This is a genomic window from Halalkalibacter akibai JCM 9157 (assembly GCF_000513135.1).
Classification (GTDB): Bacteria; Bacillota; Bacilli; order Bacillales; family Bacillaceae_D; genus Halalkalibacter; species Halalkalibacter akibai.
On sequence record NZ_BAUV01000041.1, the window covers coordinates 16,379 to 37,524 of the forward strand.

At 38.8% G+C, this 21,146-nt stretch carries 16 protein-coding genes, 1 pseudogene and 2 riboswitches; of the genes and pseudogenes, 11 read left to right on the forward strand and 6 right to left on the reverse strand.

The window, feature by feature from the left end; genetic code table 11:
• Nucleotides 1-140 precede the first annotated feature (140 nt).
• The 3 genes from JCM9157_RS17840 to JCM9157_RS17850 all read right to left on the reverse strand — a co-directional run bounded on the left by JCM9157_RS17840 (nucleotide 141) and on the right by JCM9157_RS17850 (nucleotide 1,725).
• The gene (locus JCM9157_RS17840; RefSeq protein WP_035666872.1) at nucleotides 141-773 is read right to left on the reverse strand and encodes a hypothetical protein; all 633 of its coding nucleotides are present in this window, start codon (nucleotides 771-773) and stop codon (nucleotides 141-143) included.
• A 231-nt stretch (nucleotides 774-1,004) separates the two neighbouring features.
• Nucleotides 1,005-1,184 carry a hypothetical protein gene (locus tag JCM9157_RS17845; RefSeq protein ID WP_035666873.1) on the reverse strand — a complete coding sequence of 60 codons (180 nt, stop codon included), beginning with the start codon at nucleotides 1,182-1,184 and terminating at the stop codon, nucleotides 1,005-1,007.
• 17 nt (nucleotides 1,185-1,201) lie between these two features.
• A riboswitch (cyclic di-GMP riboswitch) is annotated at nucleotides 1,202-1,283 on the reverse strand.
• A 25-nt stretch (nucleotides 1,284-1,308) separates the two neighbouring features.
• A complete protein-coding gene (locus tag JCM9157_RS17850; RefSeq protein ID WP_035666874.1) occupies nucleotides 1,309-1,725 on the reverse strand; it encodes an ATP-binding protein in 417 nt (138 codons plus the stop codon).
• 292 nt (nucleotides 1,726-2,017) lie between these two features.
• On the opposite strand from JCM9157_RS17850, the gene JCM9157_RS17855 reads away from it, so the two are divergent.
• The 3 genes from JCM9157_RS17855 to JCM9157_RS17865 all read left to right on the forward strand — a co-directional run bounded on the left by JCM9157_RS17855 (nucleotide 2,018) and on the right by JCM9157_RS17865 (nucleotide 5,295).
• Complete coding sequence (locus tag JCM9157_RS17855) at nucleotides 2,018-2,416, forward strand: acyl-CoA thioesterase (protein ID WP_035666875.1); 399 nt, start codon at nucleotides 2,018-2,020, stop codon at nucleotides 2,414-2,416.
• Between the two features lie 635 nt (nucleotides 2,417-3,051).
• Nucleotides 3,052-4,047, forward strand: a complete 996-nt coding sequence (locus JCM9157_RS17860; RefSeq protein ID WP_035666876.1) for a BMP family lipoprotein — start codon at nucleotides 3,052-3,054, stop codon at nucleotides 4,045-4,047.
• A gap of 15 nt (nucleotides 4,048-4,062) precedes the next feature.
• A complete protein-coding gene (locus JCM9157_RS17865; protein ID WP_035666877.1) occupies nucleotides 4,063-5,295 on the forward strand; it encodes a sensor domain-containing diguanylate cyclase in 1,233 nt (410 codons plus the stop codon).
• Between the two features lie 82 nt (nucleotides 5,296-5,377).
• Here JCM9157_RS17865 and ilvD read toward each other — a convergent pair.
• Nucleotides 5,378-7,071: pseudogene (gene ilvD, locus JCM9157_RS17870) on the reverse strand (dihydroxy-acid dehydratase).
• A gap of 322 nt (nucleotides 7,072-7,393) precedes the next feature.
• Between ilvD and JCM9157_RS17875 the strand changes: the two are divergent.
• Nucleotides 7,394-7,720 carry a hypothetical protein gene (locus JCM9157_RS17875; RefSeq protein WP_035666878.1) on the forward strand — a complete coding sequence of 109 codons (327 nt, stop codon included), beginning with the start codon at nucleotides 7,394-7,396 and terminating at the stop codon, nucleotides 7,718-7,720.
• A gap of 90 nt (nucleotides 7,721-7,810) precedes the next feature.
• On the opposite strand, the gene JCM9157_RS17880 is transcribed toward JCM9157_RS17875, so the two are convergent.
• Nucleotides 7,811-9,184 carry an APC family permease gene (locus JCM9157_RS17880; RefSeq protein WP_081734237.1) on the reverse strand — a complete coding sequence of 458 codons (1,374 nt, stop codon included), beginning with the start codon at nucleotides 9,182-9,184 and terminating at the stop codon, nucleotides 7,811-7,813.
• A 338-nt stretch (nucleotides 9,185-9,522) separates the two neighbouring features.
• A riboswitch (guanidine-I (ykkC/yxkD leader) is annotated at nucleotides 9,523-9,638 on the forward strand.
• 59 nt (nucleotides 9,639-9,697) lie between these two features.
• Between JCM9157_RS17880 and JCM9157_RS17885 the strand changes: the two genes are divergently transcribed.
• The 4 genes from JCM9157_RS17885 (at nucleotide 9,698) to atzF (ending at nucleotide 16,584) form a co-directional block, all read left to right on the forward strand.
• On the forward strand, nucleotides 9,698-10,420 hold the full coding sequence (locus tag JCM9157_RS17885) for an urea amidolyase associated protein UAAP1 (RefSeq protein ID WP_035666879.1): 723 nt from the start codon (nucleotides 9,698-9,700) through the stop codon (nucleotides 10,418-10,420).
• Between the two features lie 26 nt (nucleotides 10,421-10,446).
• Nucleotides 10,447-11,097 carry an urea amidolyase associated protein UAAP2 gene (locus tag JCM9157_RS17890; RefSeq protein WP_035666880.1) on the forward strand — a complete coding sequence of 217 codons (651 nt, stop codon included), beginning with the start codon at nucleotides 10,447-10,449 and terminating at the stop codon, nucleotides 11,095-11,097.
• Nucleotides 11,098-11,188: 91 nt separating this feature from the next.
• Entirely contained in the window at nucleotides 11,189-14,827 is a 3,639-nt protein-coding gene (gene uca, locus JCM9157_RS17895; protein ID WP_035666881.1) for an urea carboxylase, read from the forward strand.
• The gene (atzF, locus tag JCM9157_RS17900; RefSeq protein ID WP_035666882.1) at nucleotides 14,824-16,584 is read left to right on the forward strand and encodes an allophanate hydrolase; all 1,761 of its coding nucleotides are present in this window, start codon (nucleotides 14,824-14,826) and stop codon (nucleotides 16,582-16,584) included. Before uca ends, atzF begins: the two co-directional genes overlap by 4 nt.
• A 54-nt stretch (nucleotides 16,585-16,638) precedes the next feature.
• On the opposite strand, the gene JCM9157_RS17905 is transcribed toward atzF, so the two are convergent.
• Nucleotides 16,639-16,947: a hypothetical protein gene (locus JCM9157_RS17905; RefSeq protein ID WP_175576998.1), complete on the reverse strand. Its 309-nt coding sequence runs from the start codon at nucleotides 16,945-16,947 to the stop codon at nucleotides 16,639-16,641.
• 343 nt (nucleotides 16,948-17,290) lie between these two features.
• On the opposite strand from JCM9157_RS17905, the gene JCM9157_RS17910 reads away from it, so the two are divergent.
• The 3 genes from JCM9157_RS17910 to JCM9157_RS17920 all read left to right on the forward strand — a co-directional run bounded on the left by JCM9157_RS17910 (nucleotide 17,291) and on the right by JCM9157_RS17920 (nucleotide 20,916).
• Nucleotides 17,291-18,592: an alkaline phosphatase gene (locus JCM9157_RS17910; protein ID WP_035666883.1), complete on the forward strand. Its 1,302-nt coding sequence runs from the start codon at nucleotides 17,291-17,293 to the stop codon at nucleotides 18,590-18,592.
• Nucleotides 18,593-18,722: 130 nt separating this feature from the next.
• Entirely contained in the window at nucleotides 18,723-19,892 is a 1,170-nt protein-coding gene (gene purT / locus JCM9157_RS17915; RefSeq protein ID WP_035666884.1) for a formate-dependent phosphoribosylglycinamide formyltransferase, read from the forward strand.
• Nucleotides 19,893-19,992: 100 nt separating this feature from the next.
• Nucleotides 19,993-20,916, forward strand: a complete 924-nt coding sequence (locus tag JCM9157_RS17920; RefSeq protein ID WP_052013238.1) for a sulfurtransferase — start codon at nucleotides 19,993-19,995, stop codon at nucleotides 20,914-20,916.
• Nucleotides 20,917-21,146: the final 230 nt, after the last annotated feature.

A 21,146-nucleotide genomic window follows, 5' to 3' on the forward strand; every position in this document is an offset into this window, starting at 1 on the left:
AAATTAATAACTGTCCTAAGGACCCTGGGTTCCCTATTGCTGTGAATGCAGTGTCTCTAAAGCTGGAAGGCAAGTATATCTTATCTGATTTCTCATTTTGGACGTAGAACAGCATCCGAATCTACTAAAGTATAAGATCTTCAACGCTCTGTTCCGCTTGCGACGGCAAGAATTTGTGATTCAACAAGTTTGTGGAGAATACGTCTTGTGTGGCGAGCACTAATTTTTAAATGAATGGATACTTCAGTTGGAGTAATTGGGCGAAGAATGCGGCTTGCAAAACGGACTACTTCGGCTTCAAGCCAGGATAAATGAGAAGGGGAATTGGTGGAAGACATGAATTTTCCGATGAAAGCAAGAATAAGTTGTTGGCACTGCTTAGGTTCTTCGATAATGGATAAATAAGCGATTGGTAATAATGTCCATCCATCAAGTGCTAATAGAGAATGCCTCCAACAAAGGTCTTTGAAGCGTCTTACATCAAGATCTCTAGCATGAGGGCCGTATCCTTGAATTTCAATACAGCCTTTTCCAACATGGCCATTAGGTATGTAAGCAAGATCTAAATAACGATAACGATTGTTAAGATCACGTACCTCCCACTCGGGATACAAATGATCTAAATTCCCGATAGTTGGAAACCAAATTGATCGTAAAAATTCAACGGTGCCATGACCCAACCCCTTTTCAAGAATTTCACGTCTTCTATGATTTTTCTCTTCGAGGAGGTTTTTTTGAAGCCACTCCTCATATTTCTTTTCGAACTGCACCAACAGCGACCACCTCACTTTTAATGTTAAATAAATCCTATCTGATGAACAGAACGGATCTATTTAAAATAGTATAGATTATGAATAACTTTTACTGCAATAATAAATATTAGAATAATCAAACTTTAAAATACGGAAGAATTGTTCCTAATAACTGACACAAAGTGAATAAACTACTAAAAAATTCAAATACAAAAACAAAAAACTGACGAGCAAATCACTCATCAGTAATAATTACTTATTATTCTCTTCGCTAGCTAGCGCTGTTAACAAACCTCGTCTCTTTAATTCTTCTTCCACCAACTGTTTGAAATCAGTTCCGATTTCAGTAATTGTCTGAACCTTAACGTGAAGCTCGAGAAGATCGTTGTCGCTAATTAGGTGAAAAGACGTGTTTGATTGATGATTAAACATCCCAATAGCCCCCCTGCATAACTTAGGCCGGTTGCACCTCCTGCTCCAACTACCATAGGTGCCCACATATAGGTAGTTGTCATCGCATCCATAAGTCTCAATATAAAGATTAATTCAATGAAATTTAAACTGTTTTAAAAGTTAATGAAACTTGATTGCCTTGCTCAGCAAAAAGAACGTTTGTCGCTGTTTTTAACATCATGTAAATGCCTCTTCCACGTACTTCTAATACTCTATCTTCCAGAAGTTTGTCGATACCTTTTTCTTCAATTAGTCTCAGTTTATTTTTAATAGGAAATCCGTTCCCACTGTCCTTGATTGTAATCATAACTTCAGCTGATTTCGTTGCGAATTCTATCGTAATCGGATAGTTTCCGTGTTCCATTGAGTTATGAAAAGCTTCAAATAAAGCAATTTTTGTAGAAAACTGTTTCTCAGCAGGAAATAGGATCGCAACTTGCCTATCAAGTTGTGAAACTAGCTCATCGTAGTCGTCTGAATGATGAACAATAAAAGTAGAAAATGGTTGTAGCAAAGGCACGACACTAAGCCTCCTGTCTAGTATTATATATCTAGATTAATCTAAAATTAGATAAATGACAATAAAGAGAATGACCATTTAATGTATTTTTTGTCGAAAGTGGTTTAGTGATAGATTTGGAGAGTAAGAGGAAATATTGGATAAACCTAGAATATAAACTAACATTTTATTGGATTAAATGAGCATAGGCGGCTAATTAGACCCTGATATCGAAAATGCTTTTGAGCTTTTTAGAATTCGTGTTTGAATAGATGGTTAGACTCATTTAGAAATCAAAGGAGACGTGATATGTATGTTTAGTAAGATAATAGATCCAAGAGTATCCGAAACAGATGGAGCTGGGCATATAAATAATACGACAATTCCAATTTGGTTTGAATCAGGAAGGGATGAAATCTTTAAACTTTTTACCCCAGATCTATCCTTTGCTCGTTGGAGATGTGTCATTATCAAAATGGAAGTGGATTATGAAGCACAAATCTATTATGGCATTCCAGTGACGATCAAAACTTGGATTTCAAAAATTGGAAACTCTAGTTTTGGTATTTACGAAGAAATTCATCAAAATGGGATTGTCCGCGCACGGGGAAAGGCAACCTATGTTAACTTTAATTTCGAAACGCAAAAAACGGAGAGGATTCCAGATGATATTCGAGACGAACTCAAAAAGCATTTAATTACGAACGTTTAAAACATATGAACTCAAGTAAACTAGATTAATTTCTTTGAAAAGCTAGTATAGGAGTTTTTATTTTTGGTCACACTGCTACTACTAAAACATATTATTGGAGGTAGTAGCAGTGAACAAACAAACAAAGAGTGAAGTGGTAACTTGTATGATAGGTATCGTTGTTTGTGCTTTATTTTTAACAGGTGTTTTCTTTTATAATGTTGCTGCATTTTAAAGTCAATCATTTCATAACTCAATCTGGTTGAACCGATAGGACTTCGTGATCAATAGAGGTCCTTTTATGTTTTTTGATAAAAGAAATGATTCTTTTTAGTGATGGCTGTTAGAATTATATTTTCCCAATTAATAATATTTCCACTTTTTCCTCGTATGAACACCCCCTCTTCACCTAAAATTCTTGCTTAATTTATTAGTTCGATCCTTATTATAAAGAAATAAAATTTTAAAAGGGTACAGGAAATAATAGTACAGAGTAAGTTTCATATATAGAAGTCAATTGAGAAAGAGTTTACTAATTTCATAAAGATAAGGAAAATGTTCCAGTGATAAACGATAAAAATAGTTTAAATTTTAATAGTTCTTTTTCAAATTAAGCTTTACAATAGAAAGGAAAAGATCAAAAAGGAGCTTTGTTAATGAAGTCATTTTATACGCTTGGAATGTTTCTATTAATCATTTGCTCCGTTCTATTAGGATGCACACATTTTGTTACGATAGATGAAGAAGCAGATAAAGTAAAAATAGGTGTCTTGTTAGCAGATGATGGATTAGGAGATCATTCGTTTAACGATACTGCTTTTATAGGTTTAATGAAAGCAAGGGACGAGCTAGGAATAGAGTTTGATTATCGTGACCTTACATTGGCTTCTTCCTTTAAAGATGGGTTACAACAATTGATTGAAGAAGATTTCGACTTAATTATTGGATTAGGTTATACGATGCAAGAGGACTTTATGGCTATTGCCACTGAAAATCCAGAACAATTATTTATGTACATTGATGAGGAAATCCATCTTCCCAATGTAACTTCAGTAACATTTAATGAATATGAAGGAAGTTTTTTAGCAGGCGTTGTAGCCGGCTTTAAAACAGAAACCAACTCAATAGGGTTTATAGGCGGTATGCAAGCACCAGTAATAGAAAGATTCAAAAATGGTTTTGTCGATGGAGTGAAATCAATTAATCCTGACGCAAGGGTTACAGTAACTTATGCAAATAGTTTCAGTGCTCCTGATATTGGCAGTGAAATCGTTTCGAATTTAGTAAAAAATGAAAATGTGGATATCGTATTTCCTGCTGCTGGTTACACGGGATTAGGGGCTCTTGAGCAAGCGGTTCAATCAGAGATATACGCAATTGGTGTTGATAGCGATCAATTTTATCTTGCTGAAAAAGCGGTCATTACCTCGATGCTAAAAAACGTTGATGTTGCCATTTATACAGCCGTTGAAGAACTAGTTGAAACAGGAACATTAGCCAGTCAGCATATGGAACTTGGATTATTAGAAGACGGGGTAGAACTATCGCAAGTTCGCTTACTTTCACTAACTGAACAAGAAGAAAAACAGTTAGAAAAAATTAAAAAACGTTTAATGATTCAATCACAAGCAGCAATTGAACTGGAAGAATAGGAGGCAAGTTGTTTTATGAATCTTCAATCTAAGTTTCTTTTACACACTGCCGTGACTATTCTGCTAAGTCTGCTCGTTATGTCTGTGATTATCTTTCAACTATTTAACATGCAAACGACCGCTAGTAGTTTCTCAAACACGCTTCTGCAAGTTGAAAAATTAAACAGTTCATTAGTGAGCTATCAACAATCATTAGAAAATTACGGGAAGAATGCGACTGAAAGTAATCGTCTTCATGTGTTAACTAAATATCACCTCTTACTAGAAGAAGTAGACCTGCTTAATACAATAGAAATAACAGATGATAAAGATAAAGAACGATTTGATCTGTTTCAAACAAAAATAAGCCGAATTCAAGAAAAGATGGAAGTCGTCATTGAGGAAAGGAATTCAACTGTTGCGATTCAGTTATCTTCTATAACGAATGGCGTGTTAAATGACGTATCTTTATTAAGTGCTTCGATAAAAAAGCAATACGATATTCTCTCGAAACAAAATAATCAAGAAATCATGTACATGTTTGTTTTGAGCGGGATCGTTATTTTAATTTTGTCGAGTGTATCTATGTATATTTCTACTAACAAAATAGTAAAACCGATTAAACAATTGAATGCGTACTCAAAGCAAATTGCGGCAGGAGATTTTAGCATACAAGAACTAAAGTCAAAGAGTCATGATGAAATTGGCGAATTAACGCAATCATTTAATACGATGAAGTCAAGCTTGTTTAGCCTTGTTGGGCAACTGCAACAAAGTGCAGATGAGCAACAAATACTTGCGAATACCGATGAGTTAACGAAGCTGTTTAATCGTAGGTATTTTATGAAATTAATTAATCAAATGGAAGGCAAGCCATTTTCAGTAATCTTGTTTGATATTGATTCCTTTAAAAAAATAAATGATACATTTGGGCACCTGGTAGGGGATAAAGTCATCGTTCATGTTGCAACTTTACTCAATAACACTATGGCGGGGGACGTAAAATGTGCCCGCTTTGGTGGAGAGGAATATATTGTTCTGTTGCCGTACGTCTCGGAAAAAGATGCGTTGTTTCAAGCAGAACAATTGCGTTTTATGATTGAACAATCTCCAGTAAAGGTCGATGACGCATTCATTACGGTTACTTGTAGTTTTGGTGTTGCCGATTCAACTGGAAAAGCTAATGTTTTAGAGGTCGTACATGAAGCAGACTTAGCTCTTTATGCTGCGAAAGAAAGCGGGAAGAATAAAGTAAAATCAGTTGTTTAGATGTTCCTTACTAAGCACTTGGACTAATACACAGTCCAAGTGCTTTTTTCGTTATATTTTTAAACGATTACAAGGCAAGTTATTATAAATCCGTTACTGCGCCCTTTGAAGCAGATGAGACAAGTTTTGCATATTTATTAAGCACGCCTCTAGGATAGCGAAATGGTGGGGCGGTCCATTCTGCTTTTCTTTTAGCTAACTCTTCATCGGATAGATGAACAGATAACTCTTGTGTTTCGCTATCAATCGTAATGATATCGCCTGTTTGTATGAGGCAATTGGCCCACCGACTTGTGCCTCTGGTGAGACATGACCGACAACTAAACCGTGGGTACCACCTGAAAACCTTCCATCTGTAATAAGGCCAACCTCTTCACCTAGTCCTTTCCCAACGATGATTCCTGTAATTGAAAGCATTTCCGACATTCCTGGTCCACCTTTTGGTCCAGCGTACCTGATCACGACAATATCGCCTGCTTGAATTTCATCGTCTAAAACGGCTTTTGTCGCTTCCGGTTCGGAATCAAATACTTTGGCAGGTCCAGTGATTTTGCGAATTTTCAATCCTGACATCTTCGCAATCCCACCCTCGGGTGCTAGATTACCTTTGAGCACATAAAGAGGACCTGAATCGCGAATTGGCTGATCAAATGGACGAATCACGGTTTGGCCTTCTGATAAGGAATCTTGTTTTGCTAAATTTTCAGCAAGTGTTTTACCAGTGACGGTTATACAGTCGCCATGCAGTAGCCCTTTTTCTAATAAAACTTTCATAACAGCTGAGACACCGCCTACTGAGTGGAGATCATGCATGACATACTTTCCGCTCGGTTTTAAATCAGCTAGGTGAGGAACTTTTTTACGAATTCGATCAAAATCATCTAAAGTAAGATCAACATCAACAGAATGGGCAATAGCAAGGAGATGTAAAAATGCATTAGTCGACCCGCCAAGAGCCATAACGACAGTGATGGCATTTTCGAAAGCTTTTTTTGTCATAATGTCTTTAGGATAAATTCCTTGTCGGAGCAGTTCAACAACTGCTTCTCCAGACTCATAACAATCTGTCAGTTTCTCAGATGTTTCAGCTGGATTTGACGCACTCCCTGGTAAACTCATTCCCATCGCTTCGATCGCAGAAGCCATCGTATTAGCTGTATACATTCCGCCACAAGATCCGGCGCCTGGGCAAGCGTGACATTCAATATCTTTTAAGTCTTCTTCATCCATTTTACCAGCGCTATATTGACCAACTGCTTCGAAGACGGAGACGATATCAATATCTTTTCCATGTTTTGATTTACCTGGTGCGATTGTACCACCGTAAACAAAGACAGCAGGAACATTTAAGCGACCAATGGCGATCATACAGCCTGGCATGTTCTTATCACAACCGCCAATTGCTACTAATCCATCAAGTCTCTCGGCTCCCATCACTGTTTCAATCGAATCGGCAATCACTTCACGACTAGGCAAAGAATAACGCATGCCTTCATGACCCATAGAGATTCCATCAGAAACCGTAATCGTGTTAAAAATTAAAGGAGCACCGCCACCATCTTTTGCGCCATCCTTAGCTTTTAAAGCGAGCTGATCAATATGTATGTTACATGGGGTTACTTCGCTCCATGTACTTGCTACACCTATCATCGGTTTTTTGAAATCGTCGTCACTGAATCCAACAGCTCTTAACATAGCACGATTAGGAGAGCGATTTTTACCTTCACTAATGTCGATACTACGTATTCTTAGGTCTTTATTTTCATTTGTCGTCATGGGGGACCCCCTTATAATTCTTAAAGTATTTACTCAATTGTTTAGTATCAACAAAAAAGGAGTTTTTCATAAGCGATGTAACATGGTTCCCAAAAGAAGTAGTTAAGCGATTATAGCTGTAACATGTATGTTATATGATATTTTTTATGGTCAGTAGAAGAGTAAGAATTAACAGAGAGACAGAATTTTCTTCAATACTTTACCACTTCTACAAAAAAAGGGAGAAGTAAACAGGACTGTGGATGCGATATGGTATTCAAAATTATAACTGATATTTTTAAAGAGAGAGAGCCAACATATAAGAAAAAGGAGGGTTATAACAATGAGAAAAAGTGTGTTGGCATTATCGCTAGTTAGTACATTGTTAATGAGTCTTTCAGGTTGTGCGGGAAATCAAGCTAATCCGAACAATCAGGTTCAAATGAATAACAGCTATCACAACGGATACGTCGGGACTACCAGCCAAGATCATTCTCACAATACCACTAACGTAGGAAGAAATGATGTAGGGGAGGAAGGGTTTGATTTATACGGAAGAACGTTGACACCATTAGGTCAAAAAAAGTACACAGGTACACCAGGTTATGGGTTTGAATTAAATGTAGGACGTACGGCAGAACAAGCTCGCTTGCAATCTGGAAGTCGCTAGACTGTATCCCTAACCATGAAAAGTCTTATAAAAAAGACTGAATCACATTGTGATTCAGTCGGCTCTTAGAAATATGTTGAAATAGTAATATTACACAGCTTTTTTATCGTCAGCTACCTTAGAAAATTCAATTTGCTCACTGCCTGAATCAGTCAAAGGAGATTTAAAGCGATTCGTCAAGAAGCTAAGATACAATAGGCCAACCGCTATCCAAATAAATCCTCCAACCAACGTTGGTACGTCTAATAAAAAGAGTAACCAGATAATAAAAGTCGCTCCGACTAAAGGAGAGATCAAGTTGACTGCAACGTTTTTAAATGAACGTTTGTTTGATTTGTCTTTTATATACAGAGTGATAACACAAAGGTTCACAAAAAAGAAAGCAGTTAACGCGCCGAAATTAACGAACCTGAGGGCTGCATCAATCGTTATAAAAATAGCTAGAAGAGCTACAATGGATGAAAATACGATGTTTAAAACTGGTGTTTTATATTTTGGATGGATATAGCCGAAAAAACGTTTTGGTAAAATAGAATCACGTCCCATTACGAACAAAAGTCTTGAAACAGCCGTAACGGAAGCGAGTCCCTGTGTAAAGATAGCTGCAATTAAAACAGTGATAAAGAAAGAGCTAAGTAAACTTCCTCCAACTACACTAACGAGCTCTAGTGCGGCTGAATCTGGATTTTGAAAAGTAAAGTTAGGCGCTATAAGTTGGATAAAATATGAAGTTGCAACATGGAGTACACCAACAATCGCAATCATAATAAAAATTGCTTTTGGTATCGTTTTTTTCGGGTCCTTTGTTTCCTCTGATAATGTCGTCATCGTATCAAAACCTAGGAACGAGAAGATGACGATAGATGCTCCAGCTAAAACTAGTGATAAGGACAATTCAGAGTCAAGAAATGGTTGGATAGAAAGAACGGTTCCTGTACCGGCTCCATTCAGTAAGCCGTGTATCATAAAAGCAATGAATACGAGGATGAAGAAGATCTGTAATAAAACAAAAATACTACTAATGTTAGCAGAAGAATTAACGCCAAAGATAGTGATGGCAGCTAGAATGACAGTAAGACCAACAATCCAAACGGCTGGAGGGATAGAAGGGAACTGCGCATTTAGAAAAATTCCAAATGTAATACAGGCGATGATCGGAGCGAATAGATAATTTAATAGAAGAACCCATCCAACGACAAAACCAAGGTTGGGGTTCATCGTTTTTTTAACGAAAGTATAAGCTGATCCTGAAATAGGAAGTTTTCTTGCCATCACGGCGTAACTTGCTCCAGTAAAGAGAACAGCCAAAACAGCTATCGCATAAGCTGGTGTTAGAAAACCACTAGATCCTTCATAAGCTACTCCAAAAACAGAAAAATAAATCATTGGTGTATTCCAGGCTAGACCGAGCATAACGACTTGAAACAAAGTTAGTGTTCGTTTTAGTTCTCTTCCTTCACTCATTATAAAACCTCTCCCTTTATCACGTTTTAATATACTGGTATAGCGTTTGTTAAAATGAATAAAGTAGCAGCGCTGCAAACTTGGTTTCATTTATCATGCGAAAGTTATGGTGTTTATTTTTCCTGGAAAATCCACTTCGTTTCAACAAGTCTGTAATATTATCTAACACTGTTTTTTAATTATTTAGATTTGTCTGTTTATTGGACGAGTTTAAGAGAAATAAGGCATTAAGAAAAGTTTGTTAAGTTTTCTGACAATGTGGTTGTTGTGCTTTCGAGGAGAAGATATACTTTGAAACAAGATCAAACGAATAAAGGTTCTCACAAAGAGTTGGGGACGAAAAAGCTTTCTAGGGTTCCGTTAAATCACTTGTTGATTTAAGCCTGGTCCGAGAGAGAGCGGTATAGACGCTTTAAGCGTTTATACTACACGGAAGGATAAAAGCCTGGGAGACTTCTCCCAAGTTTTTATCCTTTTTTTATTTTTATAAGATCAATTAGGAGGTCGTTTAGAATGAGCAAACAAATTTGGAAAAAAGAGATTCCAGCAGGAGGGAAATGGTCAGGAACGGTGAGTAAAGGGAAATACATTCGGTTCACTGCTCTTGAAGAAGGAGCCAATCTCTCGCTGTTAATGTATAACCCAAAAGATTTATCGGAGCGTTACAACATGCCGGATACATTAAAAGCTCAGCATACTTCACATCTAACAACAGGTCATGTGCTGATGAGTGACAACGGCCGTGTGTTTACTAGTATTGTCTGGGATACACTTGGGTGGCACGATACAATTTGTGGATATACAACACGAGAAATGACAGATTCGAAGTATGGAAAAACAACCTATCAAGAAAGTAGAAATGAATGGTATAGAAGTGGGCAGGAAAATTTCACAGTGGAGTTAGTCAGAAACGGTTTAGGTAAAAGAGATTTAGTACCAGTTGTGAATCTGTTCTCAAAAGTGTTCTGTGATGAAACAGGCGACATGAATTTTGTGTTAGATCATTGTCCAAAAGGGGCAGCAGTTACTCTTCGAACTGAGATGGATGTTTTATTTGTTTTATCTAACACACCGAACCCGTTAGACCCGAGATCGACGTACCCAGCAGTTCCTGTTTCTGTAGAAATATTAACTGCCGAAGAAGTGGATGAAGAGGATTTTTGTTTGAACTATAGACCTGAAAATCGTCGGGCATTTGAAAATACATGGGAATATGAAGCTTTAATAAAAGGCTAATTTAGTTTAACTGAGGAGGAGATCAAATGGCTGTTTTTAATCGAGTAGAAAGTAAGCGAAAAATAGAGGATGCAATTTATGATGAGGTCGTTTTAGCGGGTGATGGTTGGATGCGTGAGCTTGAGCCAGGGCAAGTCCTTAGGATTGTAGATGTAGAAGGAAATCAAGCGGCAGATACTTTATTCTTCGATGCAGATCATCCGGAAGATCATTATAGTGCAGTAGCGACAATTGCTGGACAAAGCAATATCTATCTATCGACCGGATCTGTTTTAAGATCAGAATCTGGTAAACCGTTACTAACAATTGTTGCTGATACTTGTGGACGTCACGATACATTAGGAGGATCTTGCTCGGCGCAAAGTAACACAGTCCGTTATTCGCACGATACATTACCGATGCATAATTGTCGTGACACTTTTATGCTCGAGATGGCGAAATTCGATGGCGAATATACAAAAAGAGATTTAGCTCCTAACATTAACTTTTTTATGAATGTACCTGTTACACCAGAGGGTGGGTTAACTTTCGCAGATGGAGTTTCTGGACCAGAACGTTACGTCGAAATGAGATCAGAGTGTCGCACAGTCGTTTTAATTAGTAACTGTCCACAATTGAACAATCCATGTAATGCTTATAACCCAACGCCAGTTCGTGTTCTCATTTGGCAAGAGTAGAGTTCAAAAGTGAACTGGGGAGAGTCGTGCTATTTATGTCGTGCTATTTATATAGAAGAAATTAAATAATAGAGAGAGTGGAGGTTTTCATATGTTTAAGAAGGTCCTTATTGCAAACCGTGGTGCGATTGCGGTTAGAATTGAGCGAACATTGAAAAAAATGGGTGTGGCATCAGTTGCGGTTTACACGGAGGCTGATCAAGATAGTCTTCATGTTGATCATGCGGATGAAGCAATTTTAATAGGGGATGGACCAGCTAAGGATAGCTATTTAAATAGCGAGTTAATCTTAAAGACAGCTGTTGAAACCGGGGCGGAGGCAATTCATCCTGGGTACGGCTTTTTAAGTGAAAATGCCGATTTCGCTCGTACATGTCGTGAACATGGAATTGCTTTTATTGGACCAACACCTGAACAGATGGAAATGTTCGGATTGAAGCACTCTGCTAGAGAGATTGCGATTAAAGCTGGTGTTCCGCTTTTACCGGGTACGAGTTTAATTTCAGAGCTTGATGAAGCCCTGGAGGAAGCGTACAAGATTGGCTATCCAGTTATTTTAAAAAGTACAGCTGGTGGCGGTGGAATCGGAATGCGAGTTTGTGAAGATGAAGAAACACTTCGTCAAGCTTATGAGGGTGTTCGCCACCTTGCAGAAACAAACTTTAAAAATGGTGGTTTGTTTTTAGAAAAATATATTGTGAGAGCACGTCACGTCGAGGTACAAATTTTCGGAAATGCCTTTGGGGAAGTAGTGACTCTCGGAGAGCGTGATTGCTCGATTCAACGCCGTAATCAAAAGGTAATTGAAGAAAGTCCAGCACCTAATCTCTCAGATGAAGTTCGTGAAAAAATGTTTGCGGCCTCTAAGCGACTAGCTATGGAAGTCGGCTATCGTAGTGCTGGAACAGTTGAATTTCTTTATGATCCAAAAACAGCTGAATTTTATTTTCTTGAAGTAAATACAAGACTTCAAGTGGAACATGGTGTGACTGAAGAGGTTTTAAATGTTGATCTTGTGGAGTGGATGGTACAAGAAGCGGCTAATAAACTGCAAAACTTAGACTCTTTAGTAGGAAAGGCTAACGGGCATAGTATTCAAGCGCGCATTTACGCGGAAGACTGTTTGCAAAATTTCAGACCAAGTGCAGGTCAGTTAGACAAAGTAGTTCTAGCTGAACAAGCGAGAATTGAAACATGGTTAAGAGACGGAGTGACCGTAACTACTCTATACGATCCTATGTTAGCCAAAATCATTGTCCGTGGTGAAAATAGAGTTGAAGCGATTCAGAAGCTTATTCACGCTTTAGAAGAAACTCGATTCTATGGGATTACAACGAATCTACAATATTTACAAGCATTATTAATAGAAGAAGAAGTGTTAAAAGGCCATGTGTACACGCAATTATTAAGTGGATTTGAACCTGCAGAACATGCACTTGAAGTCATAGATGGTGGAGTTCAAACGACAGTCCAAGATTTCCCTGGTCGAATTGGTCACTGGGATGTTGGAGTTCCTCCTTGTGGCCCAATGGATCCTTTGTCCTTTAGAGTGGGGAATAAACTACTTGGAAACGCAGATTCAGCATCTGGACTCGAGTTAACCCTTCGTGGTGGCTCTTATAAATTCCGCAATGACATCTGGTTTTGTGTAACTGGTGCTGACATGCAAGCACAATTAGATGAAGAAACGATTTCATTATATAAGCCTATTTTAGCGAAAAAAGGGCAGGTGCTAACATTTGGCGAAGCGAAGGAAGGAATGCGAAGTTACTTGCTTGTAGCTGGTGGTTTTGATATGCCACTAACCCTTGGAAGTGCAGCTACTTTTACGCTTGGTGGCTTTGGTGGTCACGGTGGTCGTGCGCTTCGCCCTGGTGATGTTCTGAATGTAAATAAAGGAACAGTGCCAACTGAAGTGGCAGAGTTAGATGTTTATTCACGCCCAGAAATGACAAACACATGGACAATTGGGGTCATTCCTGGTCCTCATTGTACAGAGGAATTTCTACAACCAGATTACTTAACGCAGTTAACGGAAACAAGCTGGGAAGTTCATTTTAATAGCTCACGCACAGGTGTACGTTTAGTTGGTCCAGCTCCAAACTGGACTCGTGAAGATGGCGGAGATGCCGGATTACATCCATCTAATATTCATGATAATGCGTATGCGGTAGGTACTCTTGACTTAACAGGTGATATGCCGATTTTACTTGGACCAGATGGACCGAGCCTTGGCGGTTTTGTTTGCCCTGTAACAACGGCGTCTGCTGAGTTTTGGAAGCTAGGTCAATTACACCCAGGAGATAAAATTCGCTTTGAACTGCTAACACTTGAAGATGCAAATGATTTACGTCAGAAACAAGAACAACACCTTACTGCTGTTGGTGAAGGAGTAAGAAATGAAGTTCGGATTGAAAGTATTTTACCTCCCAAAATAGAGCTAACATCAGATTATCCGATTTTAGTTCATGAAGAAGAGAACAGAAGGTTTCCGATGACCATTCGTTGCTGCGGAGATGAGTATTTACTCGTTGAGTACGGCGAGATGGAGCTAGATCTTTTACTGAGATTCCAAGCGCATGTATTAATGGATGCGATTAAAGAAAGTGGCTTAGTCCCATTTATTGATTTAACACCAGGGATTCGTTCCCTACAAGTTCATATTGATCCGACTCGAACAACTGTGCAAGAAGCATGTGAAAAAATTCTAGAGCTGGATAGTACGCTCCCTCCTTTAGAGGAAATTGAAGTGCCATCGCGCATTGTAAAACTACCGCTTTCTTGGGATGATCCATCAACTCAATTAGCAACGGACCGTTATCAGCAAAATGTGAGACCAGATGCACCGTGGTGCCCGAGTAATCTTGAGTTCATCAGACGAATTAATGGTCTAAATAATTTAGATGAAGTGAAGGATGTCGTTTTTAACGCGAATTACCTTGTCATGGGACTCGGAGATGTTTACTTAGGAGCTCCGGTAGCAACACCGATGGATCCTCGTCATCGTTTAGTAACAACTAAGTATAACCCTGCTCGTACATGGACACCTGAAAATGCAGTTGGAATCGGTGGAGCTTATATGTGTGTATATGGAATGGAAGGTCCTGGTGGTTACCAATTTGTTGGGCGTACGATTCAAATGTGGAACAAATTCCGTCAAACAAAGAGCTTTCAATCTGGAAAGCCATGGTTGCTTCGTTTCTTTGACCAAATTCAATTTTATCCAGTAGAAGCAGATGAATTGCTACAACTTCGTGAAGACTTCCCACGTGGACGTTTTGAAGCTGAAATTACCGAAACAACGTTCAAGCTAGGTGATTACTTAGAATTTTTAAAGTCCATAAAAGAAGACACGGACGTATTCCGTCAGAAACAACAAGAGGCGTTCAAAGCGGAGCGTCAAAGTTGGAAAGAGATGGGGCTTGCTGAGTATATCTCTGATCATGATACAGTTGTTGAAAGTGAAGAACAAGAGTTAGCTGAAGGTGTTGTGGGGGTTCGTTGTTCAATGCCTGGTAGTGTATGGAAGGTTCTAGTAGAACCAGGTCAATTCGTTAAGAAAGGTGAAACTCTTATAATAGAAGAAAGTATGAAAATGGAGTTTCCTCAGCTAGCAATTTGTGATGGATATGTAGATGCAGTCTTTGTTAAACCAGGAGATGAAGTTCAAGCGGGGCAACTGATTGTTGGGGTTTTGGAAGAAAAAGAAGAGGTGGTGGCTAGTAAATGAGCAAAGTAACGATACCAGAGAAGTTAACAGTTGATTGGCTTAAAGAGCGTTATAAAGCAAATGAATTAACACCTGAAGATGTAGTCTCAGAAATTATAAAAAGGTCAAATGCTGATCAAGAGATGAATATTTGGATTACGCCACCTTCAATGGAAATAATAAAGCCTTATTTGGACGGTTTACGTGCTCTTGATAAAGAGAGCGCTCCATTGTGGGGCATTCCATTTGCGATCAAAGATAATATTGATTTAGCGGATGTGCCAACTACAGCAGGATGCCCTGAATATGCTTATACTCCGAAAGAACATGCCATAGTAGTAAGTAGATTGATTGAGGCTGGTGCGGTTCCTGTGGGAAAAGCTAATCTTGATCAATTTGCAACAGGACTAGTTGGTACGAGAAGCCCATATGGGGAAACGCATAATTCTTTTCGTCCTGAGTTAATAAGTGGAGGCTCCAGTGCTGGTTCTGCTGTTTCAGTCGCAAGAGGTCAAGCGGCTTTCTCTCTAGGAACCGATACAGCTGGTTCTGGGCGGATACCAGCTTTGTTAAACAATCTCGTTGGTTATAAACCGAGCCTTGGGTCTTGGTCAACAAAAGGAGTCGTACCCGCATGTGCGAGCCTTGATTGTGTTACCGTTTTTGCTCATAGTTTAAAAGAGGCTTTACTTGTGGATGACTCAGTCCGTGGCATCGAAGAATCAGATCCATGGTCAAGATATTTTCCTCAACCAGTCTCAGTAGTACCAGACAAATTTTTAATTCCATCCAACCCACTTGATTTTTACGGTCCTTATGCGAAAGAATACAGTGAAGCTTGGGATAAGGCAGTAGACAAATTAAAAACGCTAAATGTACCGATAGAGTATGTAGATACAAAATTCCTCTCTGATGCAGCTGCTATTTTATATGATGGTCCTATGGTGGCGGAACGTTGGGCGGCTGTTGGAGAATTCATAGAAAAAAATCCTGGTGTAGCTTTTCCAGTAACAGAGAAAGTGATCAGGTCTGGATCAGCTGAACAATATGATGCGACATCTGTTTTCAAGGCGATTCACAAACTTCAAGCTTATAAGCTTGAAACAAAAAAACTATTCGAAAATGCCGTTCTCGTCATGCCAACAGCAGGTGGAACATGGACTCGGAACGAAGTAAGGGAAAATCCGATTGCTACAAATAGCGCAATGGGACTTTATACCAACCATTGTAATCTTCTAGATTTATGTGCAGTCGCTATTCCTGCCGGAGAGGCCGCTTCTAAGCTTCCGTTTGGAATTACCTTGTTTGGCTTAGCTAAGGAGGAAGGTTTGATACGTGGAGCGGCAAGTTTATATGAATCAACATCTGAAAAAACGAATCAAACGTTTGATGAACCAACCACTCTAGTTGCGGTATGTGGACTTCACATGAGAGGGTTTCCCCTTGAGAAACAAATGAATGAGTGCAGAGCTCGATTTGTTAAAGAAGCAAAAACAGCCCCAAAATACCAGATGGTCAAACTACCTTCTACACCTGCAAAGCCAGGATTAATCAAAAATGAACAGATAGCGGGTTCGATTGAACTCGAAATCTGGGAAATGCCTTTAGTAGAATTCGGAAAATTTACAGCTTCAATACCAGCTCCACTTGGCATAGGTAAAGTGGAACTTGAGGATGGAAGTGAAGTCTCTGGTTTTATATGTGAAAGTCACGCTGTTTATACGGCAGAAGACATCACAGCATCAGGTGGTTGGAGACATGTATTACAAGTTAATTAAAAATGAGGATGTTCAAAAGGGAAATAACCTTTTGAACATCCTTTTTTGTTAGGTTTACCAAGGGCGTGGACGAGGGCGAGGACCAAAACCATGACCAAATCCGTGATGACCGTAACCACCATAACCATGGAAGCCTCCACCAAAGCCAGCTCCAGGATAACCGTATCCGCCACCGAAACCTCCACCAGGGTAACCATAACCACCGTAACCAGGACCGAAAGTACCGAATCCAGGTCCTACTAATTGTCCTCCTAGAAACCCTAAGCCTGCTCCAAGAATTCCAGCGCCTAGTGGTCCGATTGCACCTGGCGCAAAAAATCTTGAATCCATCTGTTGGTATGCTGGAGTATCATATCTATACATAAATAAAATCCCCTTTCGGTCAATAATCATGTTCACTCTAGCCTATGAACAATAGGTAAATATGGAATGGGTGAATGCCCGTTTAAGTAAGATTAATGAAAAAGCCTAGTTCGAGAAAAAGGATGATTACTAAACAAAGAAAGTTTTATCCACATGCAAATTGTGGACAATGTGGATAAATACGAACAAACATTCGACAATAAATCTACTTCTTCTGACAAGTTTCGGGGTAGAGATTGTAGGTTTTAGTCAGAATTTTGCTCTTCTATTTTAAGAAAATCTCATAAATTAAAGGTTACTAACAAACAATTAAAAAAGTTACTCATAATTGGAGGAGATAGTAATGTTTAATCTACGTCTAATAGTCATTCTGGTATTATGTTTCAGTTTAAGTATCCCTGCTAGTGTCTTTTCAGAGGATGTTGATAAACAAGTGGAAAATGTAATCTTTATGATTCCAGACGGATTTTCGAGTTCCTATGCAACAAATTATCGCCACTTTAAAGAGGGTGATTTTATATTAGATTCTATGTTAGTTGGCATGATGAAAACTCATTCAGAAAGCAGTTGGGTTACTGATTCTGCAGCAGCAGCCACGGCAATGGCCACAGGGAAGAAAACGGCAAACGGTATGATTGGTGTTAATTCAGATGGGGTTGAGCTTCAAACGATTCTCGAAGCAGCAAAGGCTTCAGGTAAATCAACTGGTTTAATTGCGACTAAGTCAATTACAGATGCTACACCTGCAGCTTTTGGAGCGCATGTGGATTCGCGCCAAGATGAAAGAAGGATCGCAGAACAGTTAATAGGAAAAGTGGATGTATTATTAGGAGGCGGGAAAAAGCACTTTCTTCCTACAGCCTCCGATTTATCTAAACGACATTTAATTGAAGAAGCAAAGCAAGCTGGATATACATTCGTTTCTGATCGTGATCAATTGTTGAGACTTAATGGTAGAGAAAAGCGAATTCTTGGTTTATTTGCAGACAACATGTTAGCTGCTGATATTGATCGTCACCTAACTTCGGAACCCAGTTTAGCGGAAATGGCTGAAAAAGCAATTGAACACTTGAGCAAAAATCAGAAAGGCTTTTTTCTAATGATAGAGGGAAGTAAAATTGATAGGGCAGGTCACGCTCATGATAGTGCATGGGCAATGAATGATATTGCCGCTTTTGAACAGGCAGTGTTAAGCGCTCAAAAATTTGCTCAGAAAAACGGAAATACTCTTGTTGTAGTCGCTGGTGATCATGACACCGGTGGAATGTCGGTGGGAGGTTATAATCAATACAAAGCTCAACCTGATATTTTAAGAGAAGTGAAAGCGTCAGCGACTAACATAGCTGAGAAAATAAATCATGATAGAGCAAATACAAAAGAGATTATAAAACATTACACGGGTCTTGATCTTACGGAAACACAAGCAGCAAGATTGAACAAAGCAAATAAAAAAGATTTAGCTGTTATCGTTAATGAAATAATCAATAAACACGCTTTTATCGACTGGGTTACAGTTGAACATACAGGTGTAGACGTTCCTGTTTATGCGTTCGGTCCTCATTCAGAGCTTTTTATTGGTCATCAAGATAACACGGACCTACCTAAAAAGATGGCAAAAGCAATGGGGATTTCGTTAAACAACTAACGCTATTACCGAACGTTTCGTTTATGCATGGGCATAATCATTCGTCAAATTAAGCTTTTTCTCTTGTGGAATAGCAGGATAAAAGATATTATTAAATAAAATACTGCTTTTCGATGGGAGAGTCTTAGAGATGGATGTTAGAAAAAACAAGAAGATTCTATTGCTTGGTTCTGGAGAACTAGGAAAAGAAGTGATTATAGAAGCTCAACGTTTAGGGGTTGAAACGGTTGCGGTGGATCGCTACGAGCACGCTCCAGCCATGCAAGTTGCGCACCGATCTCATGTGATTGATATGCTCGATGCAAAAGCACTTCGTCAAATTATTGAAGAAGAGAAACCAGATCTAATTGTGCCAGAAGTAGAAGCAATTCAGACCCAAGTGTTAGTGGAGCTAGAAAAGGAAGGTCATCACGTTGTTCCAACAGCATCGGCAACAAGACTTACGATGGATCGTGAAGGGATACGTCGACTAGCTAATGAAGAACTTGATTTACCAACAGCTGGCTATGAATTTGCTAATTCCTATGAAGAATTGCAAGAAGCAGTAGCAAAAATCGGAACACCTTGTGTGATTAAACCGTTGATGAGTTCATCAGGAAAAGGTCAAAGTTTATGTCGATCTATTGATGATATTGAGAACTCGTGGAATATTGCATTAGAAGGGGCAAGGGGGAAAAGTACTAGAGTCATTGTTGAAGAATTTATCCATTTCGATTCGGAAATTACGTTGTTAACTGTACGTTCGGTTTCTGGTACTTCCTACTGTCAGCCGATTGGACATGTTCAAAAGGACGGCGATTATATTGAATCGTGGCAACCTCATCAAATGACAAAAGAGCAGATTGCCGAATCGGAAGAAATTGCGAAGAAAATAACAGATGCTTTAGGTGGATATGGCTTGTTTGGAGTAGAGTTATTTTTAACAAAGGACAAGGTGTATTTTAGTGAAGTATCGCCAAGGCCTCATGATACGGGAATGGTGACACTAGCCACTCAAAGTTTATCTGAATTTGCTTTACATGTTCGTGCTATTTTAGGTTTCCCTATTACGGAGATCGCCTTACATTCACCAGGTGCTAGTCATGTGGTAAAAGCGTGGGAGGAAAGCAAGAATTTCTCCATTGAAGGTGTTGAGCAAGCATTGTCTGTTCCGTGTACGCAAGTGAGGGTCTTTGGAAAACCCGAAACGAAGGTTGGGCGTAGAATGGCTGTTGCACTTAGTGTGGCTGAAGACACAGAAAAAGCTAGAAAGCTCGCTAAAGAAGCAGCGGGACAAATGAAAATTCTCTATCATAACTAAATGTTTAGGGCGATTGAGTTTAATACTCAGTCGCTCTTTTTTGGGTATAAATGCGAAAGTTGGTGATAATAGCTTTGAAAACAGAAAAGGGGTGTAATGGATGAAAAGGATTGTGTTGTTAACCATATTGGCCTTAATTCAGTTCAGTGTAATTTCTTCAATTAGCTTTGCTGAAACAGCTTATACGAATTCTGAAATTTTAGTTAGCGCAGGGTGGGTAGAAAAACAGTTAGAGAATCCCTCTTTCATTTTAATAGACGTTAGAGAGGAAGGGTATGAGGATGGTCATATTCCAGGAGCAAAACATTTTAATATGGATTTACTTATAGATAAAAGACATGCAATTGAAGGGCACTTAATTAATAAAGAGGTTTTCGAAAAACAGATGAGTGAAATAGGTATTAGAAGGGACGCTCAAGTTGTTATTTATGACAAGGGGAAGGATACGAATGCTACTAGATTGTTCTATGCACTAGAGTATTACGGTCATCCACATGTAAAAATAATAAACGGAGGCTATGCCGCTTGGGAAGCAGAAGGGAAGATTACTACTACTGAGGAACCCAAAGTAGTTCATAGTGAATATGTAGCTGAAGAAAAATCAGAACTTATGGTATCGAAACAAGAAGTAAAAAGTGCCATTAATAAGAAGGGGATAGTATTGCTCGATGTTCGTTCACCAGCAGAATATAAAGGAGAGGAAGTACGAGCTAAACGAGGTGGTCACATTCCGTCTGCGATTAATCTCGAATGGAAAAAAGTTTTAAGTGAAGGGAAGGTTCCTCTGTTTAAATCGGAGAAAGATTTATTGAGCATATTAGAAAGCATGGGAGTAACGAAAGATAAGAAGATCATGATATATTGTCAAAAAGCTAACCGGGCATCTCACATGTATTTTACGTTAAGGCTACTAGGTTACGGAAATATCTCTGTTTACGAAGGCTCTTGGGAGGAGTGGGGAAATGATCCGAAGACTCCGATTGTGAACCCAAGTAAAATTGATAGGGATTTACGTTCTTTATAAATTAGTTTTTTTAGGTTTTAAATCTTTTTAAATTGGTTATAAAGGAAGTAGAAGATAAAAAACGAAAAGACTCTTGCGCGGAATTTCGCAATGTGTTATATTTATTTTTGTCGCCGAGAGAGCATCCTTCCATTGGGTGTTATGGTGAATATCTTTTTTTGAAAATGACTTGCACTGATTTTTAGAATGTGTTAAGATGTTATTTGTCGCCAAAAGAGCGACTGAGAGTT